Raw genomic sequence first — 16,765 nt, 5'->3', positions numbered from 1 at the left:
GGCCCGCCTGTTTCATGGAGCATACAAGCGTGACCCTCACCCCTGCCCTCACCCGCCACCTGAAGAACCCGGACCTTTTTGGCGAGATTGCGCGCATGCCGGCGCTCGGCCAGGTCAGCGGCGAGCGAACGTTCCAGATCTTCAATCCGTCCACCGGTGAACATCTTGCCGAGCTGCCGGACATGGGTGTTGCGGAAACGACGGCGGCAATCGACAGGGCCTATGAGGCGCAGGCTGAATGGGCCGGGCTGACGGCGCGGGCGCGCAGTGACGTGTTGTGGCGCTGGCACCAGCTGATCGTCGACCATACCGACGATCTTGCCGCCATCCTGACCGCCGAGATGGGCAAGCCGCTCGCCGAAGCGAAGTCGGAGGTCAGCCATGCCGCCGCCTATCTGCAATGGTATGCGGAAGAGGCGAACCGGATCTATGGCGAGACGATTTCGGCGCCGTCCAACGACCGCCGCATGATGGTCATCAAGCAGCCGATCGGCGTCGTTGGCACGATCACGCCGTGGAACTTCCCGGCTTCGATGGTCGCCCGCAAGATTTCGCCTGCGCTCGCCGCCGGCTGCACCATCGTCCTGAAACCGGCCGAACAGACGCCGTTGGTGGCCGGTGCCATGTTTGCGCTGGCCGAAAGGGCCGGTTTTCCGGAAGGCGTCCTCAACCTCGTCTATGCGTCGGAAGGCGCCGCCGTCGGCCATGAACTCTGCACCAATGCCAAGGTCCGCAAGATCAGCTTCACCGGCTCGACGGAAGTTGGCCGGCTGCTGATGCGCCAGTGCTCCGACCAGATCAAGAAGGTCAGCCTCGAACTCGGCGGCAACGCGCCCTTCATCGTCTTCGACGACGCCGATGTCGACGCGGCCGTCGATGGCGCGATCCAGGCGAAGTTCCGCAATGCCGGCCAGACCTGCGTCTCCGCCAACCGGCTCTATGTGCAGGCCGGCGTACACGACGAGTTTGCCGAGAAATTCGCGGCGCGGGTCAAGACATTGACGGTCGGCGACGGCTTTGTCCCGGATGTCGCGATCGGACCGCTGATCGACACCCGGGCGCTCGCCAAGATCGAGGGCCATATCGCCGACGCGGTGTCGAAGGGCGGCACGATCCTCTCCGGCGGCAGGCGGATCGGCAATGACGGCACCTTCTTCGAGCCGACCGTGCTGACGAAAGTCTCGGGCGCGATGCGTATCGCGCAGGAGGAAACCTTCGGACCGCTGGCGCCGATTATCCGTTTCGAGGACCCCGACCAGGTGGTGCGCGAGGCCAATGACACGATCTACGGACTTGCCGCCTATTTCTACGCCTCCAACCTCAAGCGCGTCTGGCGTGTCGCCGAAGCGCTGGAATACGGCATGGTCGGCATCAACACCGGCCGCATGTCGTCGGAAGCGGCACCCTTCGGCGGCATGAAGCAGTCCGGCATCGGCCGCGAAGGCTCCCGCCACGGCCTGGAAGACTATCTGGAGATGAAATATCTCTGCATGGGCGGGATTTGAACTCAGGCCGCCCGGCCCGACGCTATTCGTGCGCCCGGATGACGGCGAGGAAGTCGTCGCCGAAGCGTTCGAGCTTCGACTGGCCCACACCGGAAATGCCCAGCAGCGCGTCCCTGTCCGTCGGCCGCTCGGTGGCGAAGGCGACGAGCGTCGTATCCGGAAAGACGACATAGGGCGGGACGGAAAGCCCCTTGGCGATCTCCATGCGCGCCGCCCTCAGCGCCTCGAAAAGCTCCATGTCGCGTCCTTCCAGCGCCGCCTTGGCGGTCGCCGCGCGGGCCGAGGAGCCCTTGGACGCCTTGCCGCGCGTCGGGCGATCCTTGCGGAAGAGAACCTGTCGCTCGCGCTTGAACACCGCGCGCGCATCCGGCTCCAGCTTCAGTGCGCCGAAAGCCTCGTGGTCGACGCTGACGAGACCGGCGGCCAGCAATTGCCGGTAGACCGATTGCCATGTCTTGGCCGGCACGTCCTTGCCGGCGCCGAAGACCGGCATGTCGACATGGCCGAAGCGTGTGGTCTTCTCGTTCTCGTTGCCCATAAGCACATCGATCAGATGCCCCGCCCCGAAGCGTTCCCCCGTGCGGTAGATGGCAGCCAGCGCCTTGATCGCCGCATCCGTTCCGTCCCAGGTCTCGACCGGTTTGAGGCAGGTGTCGCAATTGCCGCAATGGCCGGGATGCGGCTCGCCGAAATGCGCCAGGATCGCCTGCCGCCGGCAGCCCGGCGTCTCGCAGATGGCGAGCAACGCATTGAGCTTCGCCCGCTCGACCCGCTTGATCTCGATCGCGGAATTGCCACCGTCGATCATCCGGCCACGCTGGATGACGTCGGCCATGCCATAGGCCATCCAGACCTCCGACGGCAGGCCGTCACGTCCGGCGCGTCCCGTTTCCTGGTAATAGGCCTCCACCGAGCCCGGCAGATCGAGATGGGCGACATAGCGCACGTTCGGCTTGTCGATCCCCATGCCGAAGGCGACGGTCGCCACTAGGCAGAGATTTTCCTCCTTCAGGAACGCATCCTGGTTGGCGTCGCGAACCTCGCGATCCATGCCGGCATGATAGGCAAGCGCGCGAATGCCCTGCCCGTTCAGCCATTCCGCCGTCTCCTCGACCTTGGCGCGGGACAGGCAATAGACGATGCCGCTCGCCCCCTTGTGCCGCGACAGGAATTGCAACAACTGCTGGCGCGGCTGGTCGCGCTCGACAATCTCGTAGGCGATGTTAGGCCGGTCGAAGGAGGTGGTGAACACCTTGGCGGAAGCAAGATTGAGCCGCTCGATGATGTCGTCGCGGGTATGCGGATCGGCGGTCGCCGTCAGCGCCATGCGCGGCACGCCGGGGTAGTCGTCGGCAAGCTTGCCGAGTTCGCGGTATTCCGGCCGGAAATCATGCCCCCATTGCGACACGCAATGCGCCTCGTCGATGGCAAACAGAGCGATCCGCGCATTGCCGATCATGTCCCTGAAGCCGGGAGTCGAGACCCGCTCCGGGGTGACATAGAGGAGGTCGAGTTCACCCGCGCTGAGCGCCCGCCGAACCTCCATGAACTCCTCGCGCGACAGCGACGAATTGAGGGCTGCCGCACGCACGCCAAGCTGCTTCAGGGCCTCCACCTGATCGCGCATCAACGCGATCAGCGGCGAAACCACGATGCCGACGCCATCGCGGCAGAGGGCTGGTACCTGAAAGCAGAGCGACTTGCCGGCACCCGTCGGGAACAGCACGACGGCATTGCCGCCGGAGACCACCTGATCGACGACCTCCGCCTGCCGGCCGCGAAAGGCCGTATAGCCGTAGACCCGCTTGAGGACGGCAAGAGGACTATGGGGATCGTCGTCGAAAAAGGGCTCGATGCGGTGGGAAGACTGCGGCATGGAATCGCTTTCGTGGGAGAATTTCCGCCATTATGGCACAGCGATCCGCCGGTCGTGACCCCTGCCGGCCGTATTCCCCCGCAGAAGTCCTCAGACCGGTGTCATGACGACCGCGAGAATACGGCTTCCCGTGCCGGCATTCACGCGTGCCGCGAGACGGCCACCGGCCGGAACCAGCAGCGTTTCATCGGCCGCCAGCGTAAACGTCCGGTCACCGAGAACGATGTTCGCCGACCCCTCGCAGCAATAGACCAGCAGGCAAGCCCCCTCCGTCAGCGTGATATCGCTCGAGCCGTCCGCAATGGCCAGAACCATGTGCCGGCAGCGACCACGCCGCGTCATGACGTTGAAATCGGCCAGTGGCCCGTCGATCAGCCGCGCACGGGTCTCGGCGTCGGCGGCAAAGCTGTGCGGCGCGCTCTCGGCCGTAAGCGTGACGGCGTCGTCCCCGGCAACGAAGAGTTCGAGCCCCTTGCCGGTCAGGACAGACAAGGTCCGGTCGATATCGGGAAAGCGCGAGAACGGTCCGTCCTCGACGACGCTCGCCATGCTGACACGCCAGTCGAAAGTGTCCAGCGTCGCGCCGGGCGGATGGATGGCGATCTCGACGGTGACGCCGCCGCCGTTCTTCCACGGCATGCGGCGGTAGTCATCGGGACGCAGGATCTTGGCGGCGCTTTCGGCCATGACGGACCTCCATAAAGGAAGACCCCGGACCGTAGTTCGGGGCCTTGTTGTTCGGTCTTAGTTGCCAAGGATGCCCGGCAGGCGCAGGCCCTGCTCGCGGGCGCAATCGAGCGCGATGTCGTAGCCGGCATCGGCGTGGCGCATGACGCCGGTCGCCGGATCGTTCCAGAGAACGCGGCCGACGCGGGCGGCCGCTTCATCCGTGCCGTCGCAGCAGATGACCATGCCGGAATGCTGCGAGAAGCCCATGCCGACGCCGCCGCCGTGGTGCAGCGACACCCAGGTTGCGCCCGAGGCGCAGTTCAGGAGTGCGTTGAGGAGCGGCCAGTCGGACACGGCGTCCGAACCGTCCTTCATCGCTTCCGTCTCGCGGTTCGGCGAAGCCACCGAGCCACTGTCGAGATGGTCGCGGCCGATCACGATCGGCGCCTTCAGCTCGCCATTGCGAACCATTTCGTTGAAGGCGAGGCCGAGGCGGTGACGGTCGCCGAGACCGACCCAGCAGATGCGCGCCGGCAGGCCCTGGAAGGAGATGCGCTCGCGCGCCATGTCCAGCCAGTTGTGCAGGTGCTTGTTGTCCGGCAGCAGCTCCTTCACCTTGGCGTCAGTCTTGTAGATGTCCTCCGGATCGCCGGAGAGAGCGGCCCAACGGAACGGGCCGATGCCGCGGCAGAACAGCGGCCGGATATAGGCCGGCACGAAGCCCGGGAAGGCGAAGGCGTTCTCGAGACCCTCGTCCTTGGCGACCTGGCGAATATTGTTGCCGTAGTCGAGCGTCGGGACGCCGGCATTCCAGAAGGCCAGCATGGCTTCGACATGCTCGCGCATCGAGGCGCGGGCGGCCTTTTCCACGGCCTTCGGATCGCTCTCGCGCTTGGCCCGCCATTCGGCCATCGTCCAGCCCTTCGGCAGGTAGCCGTTGATCGGATCGTGCGCCGAGGTCTGGTCGGTGACGATATCGGGACGGATGCCGCGCTTGACCATTTCCGGCAGGATGTCGGCGCAATTGCCGAGAAGGCCGACGGACTTCGCCTCGCCCGCCTTCGTCCAGCGGTCGATCATTTCCATGGCTTCATCGAGCGTTTCCGCCTTCTCATCGAGATAGCGGGTGCGCAGGCGGAAATCGATGGAGTCCGGATTGCATTCGATCGCCAGGCACGAAGCGCCGGCCATGACCGCGGCAAGCGGCTGGGCGCCACCCATGCCGCCGAGACCGCCGGTCAGGATCCACTTGCCCTTCAGGCTGCCGTCATAATGCTGGCGGCCGGCTTCGACGAAGGTCTCGTAGGTACCCTGCACGATGCCCTGGCTGCCGATGTAGATCCACGAACCGGCCGTCATCTGGCCGTACATGGCGAGACCTTTCTTGTCGAGCTCGTTGAAATGATCCCAGGTCGCCCAGTGCGGCACGAGGTTGGAATTGGCGATCAGCACGCGCGGTGCGTCCTTGTGCGTCTTGAAGATGCCGACCGGCTTGCCGGACTGCACGATCAGCGTCTCGTTTTCTTCCAGGTCCTTGAGGCTGGCGACGATGCGGTCGAAATCCGACCATGTGCGCGCGGCACGGCCGATGCCGCCATAGACGACCAGTTCGTGCGGGTTTTCCGCGACTTCCGGGTCGAGATTGTTCATCAGCATGCGAAGCGGCGCTTCCGTCATCCAGCTCTTGGCGTTGAGCTCGGTGCCACGCGGGCTGCGGACGTCGCGAATGTTGTGGCGGGGATTGTCCATGATGTCTCTCCTAGATCCGGGCCGAAAGCGCGATCCTCTCGATGCGCTCCAGAATATCTTTCAGGTGAATGCGAAGGCGGGCGGCCTTGTCTTCGTCATAGGCAAACGGCGGTGCTTCCGTTGCCAGATGGGTCGACTGCGCAAGCTCCAACTGGATGGCGTGCATGCCGTCCTGCGGCCGGCCATAGTGCCGTGTCGTCCAGCCGCCCTTGAAACGGCCGTTGACGATGTGGGTGTAGCCGGAGGCGGAAGCCACGACGTTTTCCACCGCCGCCTCGATTTCGGGCGCGCAGGTGATCCCGAGGTTGGTTCCGACGTTGAAATCCGGCAGCGTGCCGTCAAACAGGAACGGGATCACCGAGCGGATCGAATGGCAGTCGTAAAGGACGGCGATGCCGTGGATTGCCTTCACCCGCTCGATCTCGGCGGCGAGCGCCGCATGATACGGCGCGTGGAAGCTGGCAACGCGTTCGGCGATATCGGCCTCTGTGGGCTCTTCACCGCTTTTCCAGATCGGCTTGCCGTCGAAATCCGTCGTCGGCACCAGTTCCGTGGTGTTCTGCCCCGGATAGAGGCTCACACCCGCCGGGTCGCGGTTGGCGTCGATCACGTAGCGATGAAAGGTCGCCCGGACACTCGTCGCATCGGCGAGCAGCCCGTCATAGAGCTCATGGATGTGCCAGTCGGTATCGGCGAGCAGCCGACCATTGTCGTTCAGCCGGTTCCAGATCGCTTCCGGAACGTCGGTGCCGGTATGCGGCAGGCCCAGGATGACGGGCGAGGTGCCCTGCTTGATGTCGACGACAGCCATCCTACACCTCCAGGACCGGCAGGATGCCGGGGCTGATCGCCGCGTTCAGAGCGCCTGTGGCAATCAGGTTCCCGGCAGCGGCGAGATCGTCGGCCATGTAGCGGTCGACTTCGAGCGATGCGACGGCGTCGCGCACGACGTTCATTGCCTTCGTCAGTTCCGGGCTGGTCGTCAGCGGACCGCGAAATTCGACGCCCTGGACGGCGGCGAGGGCCTCGATGCCGATGATCGAGAACAGGTTTTCCGTCATCTGCAGGAGCCGCCGCGCTCCATGGCAGGCCATGGAAACATGGTCTTCCTGGTTCGCGGAGGTCGGCGTGGAGTCGACCGAGGCCGGATGCGTCATCTGCTTGTTTTCGCTCATCAGCGCCGCAGACGTGACCTCGGCGATCATCAGGCCGGAATTGAGGCCCGGCTTCTTGGCGAGGAAGGCCGGCAGGCCGTAGGAGAGTGCCGGATCGACCAGGAGCGCGATACGGCGCTGTGCGATCGCGCCGATTTCAGAGACGGCGATGGCGATTTGGTCGGCGGCGAACGCCACCGGCTCCGCGTGGAAATTACCGCCGGAAACGACGGAATTGTCCGAGAGGACCAGCGGATTGTCGGTGACGGCATTGGCTTCGATTTCGAGCGTGCGCGCGGCCATGCGCAAAAGATCGAGGCAGGCGCCATCGACCTGCGGCTGGCAGCGGATGCAATAGGGATCCTGCACGCGCTCGTCGCCTTGGATATGGCTCTCGCGGATCACCGACCCCTCCAGCAGGTTCCGCAGCGCGCTGCCGGCATCGATCTGGCCCTTGTGACCGCGAAGCGTGTGGATATCCGGATGGAACGGCGCCGAGGAGCCCATGGCGGCGTCGGTCGACAGCGCGCCGGTGACGAGCGCGCTGCTTGCCGCGCGGTGAGCGCGGAAGAGACCGGCAAGGGCAAGAGCGGTGGACGTCTGCGTGCCGTTGATCAGCGCCAGACCTTCCTTTGCCGCCAGTTCGACCGGCTGCAGGCCGGCCTTGTCAAGCGCGGCGGCAGCCTGCATGCGTTCGCCGCCAAGGAATGCCTCGCCATGGCCCATCATCGCAGCAGCCATATGGGCAAGCGGCGCCAGATCGCCGGAGGCGCCGACGGAGCCCTTTTCCGGGATCACCGGAATGACACCCTTGTCCAGCATGTCCTCGATCAGCCGGACGACGACCATGCGCACGCCGGACGCCCCGCGGCCAAGCGAGATCAGCTTCAGCGACATGATCAGCCGGACGATGTTTTCGGCAAGCGGCGCCCCGACTCCGCAGCAATGCGACAGGATGAGGTTGCGCTGCAACGTGGCGACGTCGGCGGCATCGATCTTGATCGAGGCAAGTTTGCCGAAGCCGGTGTTGATGCCATAGACCGGCTCGTTGCCGGCGGCGATTTCGGCGATGCGGGCCGCCGCCTTCTCGATGCCGGGGTGATAGGACGGTTCGATCCGGGCGGGCTCCCCCGTCCAGTAGATCGTTTCCAGCTCGCTGAGAGCGACATGACCGGGTTTCAGAACGATGGTCATCTTGCGATCCATTCTCCCTTGAAGATCCTTGCGTGAAGCGAGTTGAAGCCGATGCGGTAGACGAGCTCCGCCGGGCTATCGACGTCCCAGATGGCGAGATCGGCGGACTTGCCGGGGGCAATCGTGCCGACCTGTGACTGCAGTCCAAGCGCGTGGGCGGCCTCGCGGGTCGCGCCGGCGATGCATTCGCCGACCGTCAGCCCGAAGAGCGTCGCCGACATGTTCATGGTCAAAAGCAGCGATGTCAGCGGCGAGGTGCCCGGATTGCTGTCCGTCGCAATGGCGATACGGACGCCTGCATCCCGCAACGCCTGCACCGGCGGCTTCTGCTTTTCATTCAGCGCATAGAAGGCGCCCGGCAGGAGAACGGCGACCGTTCCCGCTTTCGCCATCGCCTGCGCACCTTCGGCATCAAGATATTCCAGATGGTCGGCGGACAAAGCGCCATAAGAGGCGGCAAGCTTGGCGCCGCCGAGATTGGAGAGCTGTTCGGCATGCAGCTTGACCGGCAGGCCAAGTGATTTGGCCAGATCGAAGACGCGGGCGATCTCGTCCGGCTGGAAGGCGATTCCCTCGCAGAAGCCATCGACAGCATCGACCAGCCCTTCGGCATGCGCCTGACGGAGCGCCGGCAGCACGACGTCGGCGATGTAATCGCCGTTGCGGCCCTTGTATTCGGCCGGAGTGGCATGCGCGCCGAGGAATGTGGTCACGACGCGGACCGGCCGGATTTTCTCGATGGCGCGGGCCGCGCGCAGCATGTTGAGCTCCGCCTCTATACTGAGGCCATAGCCCGACTTGATCTCGATGGTGGCAACGCCTTCGGCGAGCAGCGTGTCGAGGCGGGCAAGCGAAACTCGGACGAGACCGTCGACATCGAGAGCGCGTGTGGCATTGACGGAGGAGACGATACCGCCGCCGGCACGAGCGATTTCCTCGTACGTCGCACCGTCGAGCCGCATCTCGAATTCGCGGGCGCGATTGCCGCCATAGATGATGTGCGTGTGGCAGTCGATCAGCGCCGGGGTGACCCAGCGCCCGCCGAGGTCCCTCACCTCGACATCGGACGCAGCACCGTCCGGCAACTGGCTTTCCTCGCCGACCCAGGCAATTCGGCCGTCTCGCAAAAGCACCGCGCCCTTGTCGATCACGCCGAGGCCACCATCGGCATCGTCAAGCGTCGCGATCCGCGCATTCCTGAGCAACATCTCTCCACCTCTTCAGCCTTGCAAGACGCCCGATGACTGAGGGCTGCCTCGCATTTTCGCTTTTCTTTGTGCTAAATATGTATATACATAAAAATCGCATTGCAAGCGAATTTTGAGAAACCCGGATGCCGAGTTTTACCGGCACCGGACCGCAAGGAGGCTCACGAATGGCTGTGTTCGCCGAAAAGGCCCTGCTGGCCGAAGGCTGGAAAAAGAATGTCCGCATCACGTTCGACGGATGCTCGATCGAATCCGTGACGCCGGATGCGACGCCGCAGGCGGGCGACGAGCGGCATGCGATCGTCGTTCCCGGCATGCCGAACCTCCACAGCCACGCCTTCCAGCGCGCCATGGCGGGTCTTGCCGAAGTGCGCGGCCCGGCAAGCGACAGTTTCTGGAGCTGGCGCACGGTGATGTACGACTTCGCGCTGTCGATGACGCCGGAAGAGATCGAGGCGGTCGCAGCCCAGCTTTACATGGAAATGCTGGAGGCGGGCTTCACCCGTGTCGGCGAATTCCATTACCTGCACCACGACAAGGATGGCCGGCCCTACGAAAATATCGCCGAGCATGCGGAGCGGATTGGTGCGGCGAGTACGTCGGCCGGCATCAACCTAACCCTCCTGCCCGTCTTCTATGCGCATTCGAACTTCGGCGGCCAGCCGCCGATCGATGGCCAGCGGCGCTTCATCAATTCGCTCGACAGCTTTGCAAGACTGATGGACGCAAGTGGCAAGGTGACCGCCAAGCTTGACGGCGGAGAGCTTGGCCTCGCCCTGCACAGCCTCCGGGCCGTTACGCCGGATGAATTGCAGACGCTGGTCGCCAATCATGGAAACGGACCGATCCACATCCATGTCGCCGAGCAGGTGAAGGAAGTGGAGGATTGCATCAGCTGGTCCGGCGCAAGGCCGGTCGAATGGCTGCTCGCCAATGCCCCCGTCGACGAGCGCTGGTGCTTCATCCATGCGACCCACATGACCAAGGCGGAAACAACAGAAATGGCGACGCGCGGGGCGATCGCCGGCCTCTGCCCGATCACCGAAGCCAATCTCGGCGACGGCATCTTCCCGGCCGAAACCTTTCTTCAGAACGGCGGCCAGTTCGGGGTGGGCTCCGATTCCAACATCTCGATTTCGGTCGCCCACGAACTCCGTCAGCTCGAATATTCCGAGCGCCTGGGCCTGCGCGCCCGCAATGTCATCGCTGCTGCGGGTCAGTCGACCGGTCGCCGGCTCTTCGACGGCGCGCTCAGCGGCGGTGCCAAGGCGCTATCGGGGGCAACCGGATTGGCCGCGGGCGCCTCAGCCGACATGGTGTCGCTCGACGCGAGAGACGTCTTCGTGCGTTCGGACGACCAGCTTCTCGACCATTGGATCTTCGCCGACGGCGTCGCAGTCGACAGCGTCTGGACCAACGGTCGCAAGCGCGTGGCGGACGGACGGCATGTCGACCGCCAGCGAATTGTGGAGCAGTTCAGGAAGACCATGAAAAGTCTGGTCAATTCCTGATAAGCCTGAACGGAAGAATGCCCGTCACCGGGCGAGCGAAAGCGGGACCATGAGCGACAGGGACGATCCAGCGCGATCCTCACTCTACCGGACGATCCTCGGCGAGCTCGAGCGCAAGATCGTCTCCGGCGAATGGCCGCCCGGCCACCGCCTGCCCTTCGAGGTCGATCTGGCCACATCCTACAATGTCTCGCGCATGACCATGAACAAGGTCATGACCCAGCTTGCCAAATCGGGCCTGATCGAACGCCGGCGGAAATCCGGCAGCTTTGTCGCCCAGCCGCGCGGACAATCGGCGATCCTGGAGATCACCGACGTCGAGGCCGAGGTCCGCGCCATGAAACTGGCCTATGCCTATCGGCTTCTGTCGCGCACGCAACGCGGCGCCACCCCGGCGGATGCGGCCGCGTTCGAGGTCAAGAAGGGAACCGGACTCATCGAAGTTCGCGGCCTGCACCTTGCGGGCGGCGAACCTTTCTGCCTGGAGGAACGGCTGATCAATCTCGACACCGTGCCGGAAGCCGGAGATGCAAGCTTTGCCGACGGACCATCGGGCGCATGGCTCTTGAAGCAGGTGCCCTGGAGCACGGCAGAGCACAAGATCTTCGCCGTCAACGCCTCGACGGAGACGGCCCGACAGCTTCATATTGCGGCGAGAGCTGCCTGTCTGCTTATCCAGCGTCGCACCTGGAGCGAAGCCGGTCCCGTGACCTTCGTCCGCTTCATCTACCCCGGCGACAAGCATGTCATCGGCGCGACCTTCACGCCCGTTGCCGGGTGACAACACCCCGCTTTCAAATCCCCCGACGGTATTTCGCCGCGTTGATCCATATCGATTTGTAAATATCGAAAAATACGATATAGACATGGGAATCTGATCAAAATACCAGGACGCCGGCATGAATCCGAAATTTCTCGTCATCGACCCGGAAAAAGACGTCGCGCTGCTGAAGGCCATTGCCTCCCTGCCCCGTCTGCAACTGATGCAGGAGCTGGCGAAAAACCCGGGGATGAATGTCAACGAGCTTGCCGAGGCCGCCGGATTGCCGCAGTCCTCCGCCTCCTCTCACCTGCAAAGCCTTGAAACGGCAGGACTTATCCGGACGGAAGTGAGGAAGGCCCGCAAGGGCAGCCAGAAGGTTTGCTACGTCGTCTATGACGAACTCATTCTGGCGTTCAATCCCTCGCCAACCAAGATCATGCCGAACCGGATCGAAGTCTCCATGCCGCTCGGACTCTACACCGGCAGCACGGTCACCGGCCCCTGCGGCATCTGTTCCACCGAAGGCATTATCGGCCTTCTCGACGTTCCCGACACCTTCATGGACCCCGAGCGCATGAAGGCAAACCTTCTGTGGTTTACCAGCGGCTTCATCGAATATCAGTTTCCCAACAATGCCAAACTCAAGGGCGTGGGCGTCGAAAGCCTTGAAGTCGTTATGGAAATCAGCTCTGAGGTGCCGGGAACGCTGAGCAACTGGCCCTCCGACATCCTGCTGTCGATCAACGGCAAGGAGATCGGCGTCTGGACCTCGCCCGGCGATTTCGGCGATCATCGCGGCCTGCTTACCCCCTCCTGGTGGAAGCTCAAGGGCTCGCAATACGGCATGCTGAAAACCTGGATGGTCGGCCCGGACGGCACCTATGTCGACGGGCAGAAGATCTCGGATGTCGTCATCGCCGATCTCGATATCGACAATCATCGCTCGATACGGCTGAAGATCGAGGTCAAGGCCGACGGCCGCCATCCCGGTGGCGTCAACATCTTTGGCCGCGGCTTCGGGAACTACGATCAGGACATAATTTTGCGATTGAATACAGTCTCTTAATAAAAACCACCGTCGCTCTGTGCGGTGCAGCACATTAAGGCTGTTGACAAAAACCCGACTTGCCATGAGTTTATCGTCAATTCAGATGCATATCTGATTTATCGATACACAACTTGGGAGGATAGAATGGAAGCACGCGTTGCTGTCCATCGGGATTTTCGTGTCAGTACGATCGACAACCGGCTTTATTCCGCGTTCATCGAGCATATGGGTCGGGCGATCTACAGCGGCATTTACGAGCCCGGGCACCCCGAAGCCGATGCCAACGGCTTCCGCAAGGACGTGCTGAAATTCGTGCAGGATCTGAAGATTCCGGCGATCCGCTATCCGGGCGGAAACTTCGTCTCCGCCTACAACTGGGAAGACGGGCTCGGCCCGAAGGACAAGCGCCCGGTTCGCCTCGATCTCGCCTGGCGTTCGAAGGAGACCAACCAGGTCGGCATCGACGATTTCGCCATCTGGGCGGAAATGGCCGGCATCGACATGATGCTCGCCGTCAATCTCGGCTCGCGCGGACTGGAAGACGCCCGCAACTTCCTCGAATACGTCAATTTCCCCGGCGGCACGACCTTGAGCGATCGCCGCCGCGCCAACGGCCGCAACGAACCCTATGGCGTCAAGATGTGGTGCCTCGGCAACGAGATGGACGGCCCCTGGCAGATCGGCCACAAGGTGGCGACCGAATACGGCCGCCTCGCCAATGAAACCGCCAAGGCCTTCAAGGGCTTCGACCCGACGATCGAGGCGATCGTCTGCGGCAGCTCCAACGACGGCATGCCGACCTACCCGGAATGGGAGCGCCAGGTTCTCGAGGAATGCTACGAGAACGTCGACTACATCTCGCTGCACAAATATTTCGGCAACAACAGCAAGGACACGCTGAACTACTTCGGCAAGATCGAGGAAACCGGCCGTTACATCCAGACGATTGCCGGCACCATCGACTATGTGAAGTCGAAGAAGCGCGCCAAGAACGACGTCCATATCTGCTTTGACGAATGGAATGTCTGGTACCACATCCGCGAGGAAGACGGCCGCCGGATCAAGGAGTGGGACTGGCCGGAAGCCCCTGCCCTCCTCGAGGAAGACTACAATTTCGAGGACGCGCTCTTCGTCGCCGGCCTCCTGAACGAGTTCATTCGACGCTCCGACCGGGTCCGGATCGCCTGCATCGCCCAGCTGGTCAACGTCATTGCCCCGATCCGCGCCGAAAAGGGTGGGCCGGCTTGGCGCCAGACGATCTACTACCCCTACCAGATGGCGTCGCTCTACGGCCGCGGCGATGCGCTGAACGTCGCCGTCTCCGGTCCGACCTATGACTGCCGCGTCGCCGACGACGTCAATTATCTCGACGTCTCCGCCGTCCACGACAAGGAAGGCGGCATGCTGACGCTGTTCATCGTCAACCGCCACCTGACGGAGAAGGCCGATCTCGACGTCTCGCTGACCGGCTTTGCCAATCCGTCACTTGCGGAGCACTTCGTCATGCAGGGCTACGGGCTGGAGGAAACCAACGGTCCCGACCGGCAGGACCACGTCAAGCCGACCAACGGTTCGGGCGTCGGCATGGAGGACGGCAAGCTGAAGGGATCTTTGGCGCCGCTCTCCTACCACGTCCTGCGTCTCAAGGTGAGCTGAGGCGGAACCATGAGCATTCAGCTTCGCAATGTGAAGAAGAGCTACGGAAGCTTCGGCGTCATCCACGACGTGTCGCTGGACATCCCGAAGGGCGATTTCGCCGTGTTCGTCGGACCGTCGGGCTGTGGAAAATCGACGCTTCTGAGAATGATTGCCGGGCTGGAGGAAACCTCCGGCGGATCGATCATGATCGAAGGCGAGGACGTCACCAATGTCGAGCCGGCCCAGCGCGGCGTCGCCATGGTGTTCCAGTCCTATGCGCTCTATCCGCATCTCTCCGTCTTCGAGAACATGGCCTTCTCATTGCGGCTGAGGCGCGCACCGAAAGGCCAGGTGCGCGACATGGTGCACGAGGCGGCCCGCATTCTGCAACTCGAAGACGAGCTGCAGAAGAAGCCGTCACAGCTGTCGGGCGGCCAGCGCCAGCGTGTCGCCATCGGCCGCGCGATCGTCCGCCAGCCGAAGGTCTTCCTGTTCGACGAACCGCTGTCGAACCTCGATGCGGAACTGCGGGTGCAGATGCGCCTCGAGCTTGCCCGCCTGCACAAGCAGATCGGCGCCACCATGATCTATGTGACGCACGACCAGGTCGAGGCGATGACGCTCGCCGACCAGATCTTCGTCCTGAAGAAGGGCGTTCTGCAACAGTCCGGCAGGCCGCTGCAGCTTTACGACAATCCTGACAACCAGTTCGTCGGCGGCTTCATCGGTTCGCCGGCCATGAATTTCCTGGCGGCGACGGTTCGCGGCCGGGATGAAACCGGCCTCAAGGTCGAGCTCGATGGCACCGGCACGGTCATGACCGCGGGCGTCGCGGCCGATCTGCCGACAGGAACCCAGCTGACGGTCGGAATGCGCCCGGAACATCTCGATGTCACCGGCGACGGCTTTGCCGCGACTATTGAGATGGCCGAGGATCTCGGCGGCGTCTCCTATCTCCACACACGGTTGAAGGATGGCCGTGAAATCGTGGTCGAACGGCGCGGCAGGCGGGAGGCCGGCGGCGGCGAGACGATCCATCTGAGCTGCGATCCGGAAAACCTCATGCTGTTTGCCAGGGACGGCAGCCGGCTGCGCTAGCGCAACTTCGTTTCATTACCAGGATCCGCCAGAGGGAGCGATTGGCGGTGTGTCACACAAGGGAGGAAAGCATGATGAAGTATTTGAAGACATTGCTGATGACGAGCGTCATCGGTCTGACGGCGCTGCCGGCGCTGGCCCAGCAGAACATCGTCTGGTGGGATTTCCTGAGCGGCGGCGACGGCGTGCGCATGAAGGCACTCATCGACGGCTTCAATAAGGAACATCCAGATATCCAGATCAGCGGCACGACGCTGGAATGGGGCGTCCCCTTCTATACCAAGGTCCGCACCTCCGTTGCGGTCGGCGAAGGCCCGGATGTCATGACCTATCACCTGTCGCGCGCACCGCTCGGCCTTGAAGAAGGCGTGTTGAGCGAAATCACCGACGAGGACATGAAGAATGCCGGCCTCAGCCGTGGCGATTTCTTCGAGGCGCCGATCAAGGCTGCGACCTATGATGGCAAGCTTTACGCCGTGCCGTTCGATATCCACGCAATCATTCTCTACTACAATGCCGACGCCCTGAAGGGCTCGCCCTATCTCGACGACAACGGCAAGCTGACCGGCATCAAGACGCTGGCCGACTTCGAAGGCGCACTGAAATGGCTGAAGGACAACGGCATGGAAACGCCGCTGACCTATCAGACAGGCGGCGACGGCGGCGTCTGGCGCGTCTTCTACACCCTGCTGAAACAACAGGGCGGCGAGTTCATCGCCGATGGTCAGGTCCTGCCGGGCGACAATGCCGCCAAGGCCGCCAAGGCGATCCAGACCATGACCCACTGGCAGGAGGAAGGCTGGGCACCGCAGCAGGCCGAATACGAAGCCTCGGTCGCGCTCTTCTCCTCCGGCAAATCCGCCTTCCAGCTGAACGGCGTCTGGGAAGTGCCGACCTTCAACGACCTCGAGGCCAGCGGCAAGCTCGGCTTCAAGTGGGGCGCGGTCGAAATCCCGCCGCTGATGGGCCAGCCGGCCACTTGGGCAGATTCGCACGCCTTCGCCATCCCGAACCAGGGTGACAAGACGATCTCCGGCGAAAAGCGCAAGGCGGTCATGGAAGTGATCGGCTGGATGGAGAAGCATGCCATCAAGTGGGCCTCCGCCGGTCACATTCCGGCCTACAAGCCCGTCACCGAAAGCGATGAATACAAGGGCATGGAGCCAAATGCGACCTATGCCTCGCTTGCCGCTCACGCCGCCTATGACCCGCAGACGCGCGTCACCGGCGTCGCCTCGCCTGCCTATGATGCTGCAATCAACATCATCTCGCCGGCGATCCACGGCTACATGAGCCCTGAGGATGCGGTCACGCAGATCCAGGAAGAGCTGCAGGGTCAGTTGAAGTAACGC

13 protein-coding genes are annotated in these 16,765 nt (G+C 63.3%); 7 read left to right on the top strand and 6 right to left on the bottom strand.

Going from position 1 to position 16,765, the window contains the following annotated elements:
* The first annotated feature begins 14 nt into the window (after positions 1-14).
* Positions 15-1,505, top strand: a complete 1,491-nt coding sequence (locus NN662_RS05420) for an NAD-dependent succinate-semialdehyde dehydrogenase (protein WP_261929282.1) — start codon at positions 15-17, stop codon at positions 1,503-1,505.
* Between the two features lie 22 nt (positions 1,506-1,527).
* On the opposite strand, the gene recQ is transcribed toward NN662_RS05420, so the two are convergent.
* The 6 genes from recQ to hutI form a co-directional block, all read right to left on the bottom strand.
* Complete coding sequence (gene recQ / locus NN662_RS05415) at positions 1,528-3,381, bottom strand: DNA helicase RecQ (RefSeq protein WP_261929281.1); 1,854 nt, start codon at positions 3,379-3,381, stop codon at positions 1,528-1,530.
* Positions 3,382-3,471: 90 nt separating this feature from the next.
* Positions 3,472-4,068, bottom strand: a complete 597-nt coding sequence (locus NN662_RS05410) for a HutD family protein (RefSeq protein ID WP_261929280.1) — start codon at positions 4,066-4,068, stop codon at positions 3,472-3,474.
* Between the two features lie 57 nt (positions 4,069-4,125).
* A complete protein-coding gene (gene hutU / locus NN662_RS05405; RefSeq protein ID WP_261929279.1) occupies positions 4,126-5,799 on the bottom strand; it encodes a urocanate hydratase in 1,674 nt (557 codons plus the stop codon).
* A gap of 10 nt (positions 5,800-5,809) precedes the next feature.
* Positions 5,810-6,610: an N-formylglutamate deformylase gene (gene hutG, locus NN662_RS05400; protein ID WP_261929278.1), complete on the bottom strand. Its 801-nt coding sequence runs from the start codon at positions 6,608-6,610 to the stop codon at positions 5,810-5,812.
* A 1-nt stretch (position 6,611) separates the two neighbouring features.
* Entirely contained in the window at positions 6,612-8,147 is a 1,536-nt protein-coding gene (gene hutH / locus NN662_RS05395) for a histidine ammonia-lyase (protein WP_261931869.1), read from the bottom strand.
* Positions 8,144-9,355, bottom strand: a complete 1,212-nt coding sequence (gene hutI / locus NN662_RS05390; RefSeq protein ID WP_261929277.1) for an imidazolonepropionase — start codon at positions 9,353-9,355, stop codon at positions 8,144-8,146. Before hutI ends, hutH begins: the two co-directional genes overlap by 4 nt.
* A 167-nt stretch (positions 9,356-9,522) precedes the next feature.
* On the opposite strand from hutI, the gene NN662_RS05385 reads away from it, so the two are divergent.
* The 6 genes from NN662_RS05385 (at position 9,523) to NN662_RS05360 (ending at position 16,762) form a co-directional block, all read left to right on the top strand.
* Positions 9,523-10,866: a formimidoylglutamate deiminase gene (locus NN662_RS05385; protein WP_261929276.1), complete on the top strand. Its 1,344-nt coding sequence runs from the start codon at positions 9,523-9,525 to the stop codon at positions 10,864-10,866.
* A 49-nt stretch (positions 10,867-10,915) separates the two neighbouring features.
* A complete protein-coding gene (gene hutC, locus NN662_RS05380) occupies positions 10,916-11,647 on the top strand; it encodes a histidine utilization repressor (RefSeq protein WP_261929275.1) in 732 nt (243 codons plus the stop codon).
* Between the two features lie 118 nt (positions 11,648-11,765).
* Entirely contained in the window at positions 11,766-12,695 is a 930-nt protein-coding gene (locus NN662_RS05375; protein ID WP_261929274.1) for an ArsR/SmtB family transcription factor, read from the top strand.
* 126 nt (positions 12,696-12,821) lie between these two features.
* Positions 12,822-14,333, top strand: a complete 1,512-nt coding sequence (locus NN662_RS05370; protein ID WP_261929273.1) for an alpha-N-arabinofuranosidase — start codon at positions 12,822-12,824, stop codon at positions 14,331-14,333.
* 9 nt (positions 14,334-14,342) lie between these two features.
* Positions 14,343-15,413 (top strand): ABC transporter ATP-binding protein, encoded by a 1,071-nt coding sequence (locus NN662_RS05365; RefSeq protein ID WP_261929272.1) that lies wholly within the window; start codon positions 14,343-14,345, stop codon positions 15,411-15,413.
* A 74-nt stretch (positions 15,414-15,487) separates the two neighbouring features.
* Positions 15,488-16,762: an extracellular solute-binding protein gene (locus NN662_RS05360; protein WP_261931868.1), complete on the top strand. Its 1,275-nt coding sequence runs from the start codon at positions 15,488-15,490 to the stop codon at positions 16,760-16,762.
* Positions 16,763-16,765: the final 3 nt, after the last annotated feature.

Origin of the sequence: Rhizobium sp. NRK18 (assembly GCF_024385575.1) — a bacterium.
Classification (GTDB): domain Bacteria; phylum Pseudomonadota; class Alphaproteobacteria; order Rhizobiales; family Rhizobiaceae; genus JANFMV01.
This window is presented reverse-complemented; position numbering and strand designations above follow the sequence as displayed.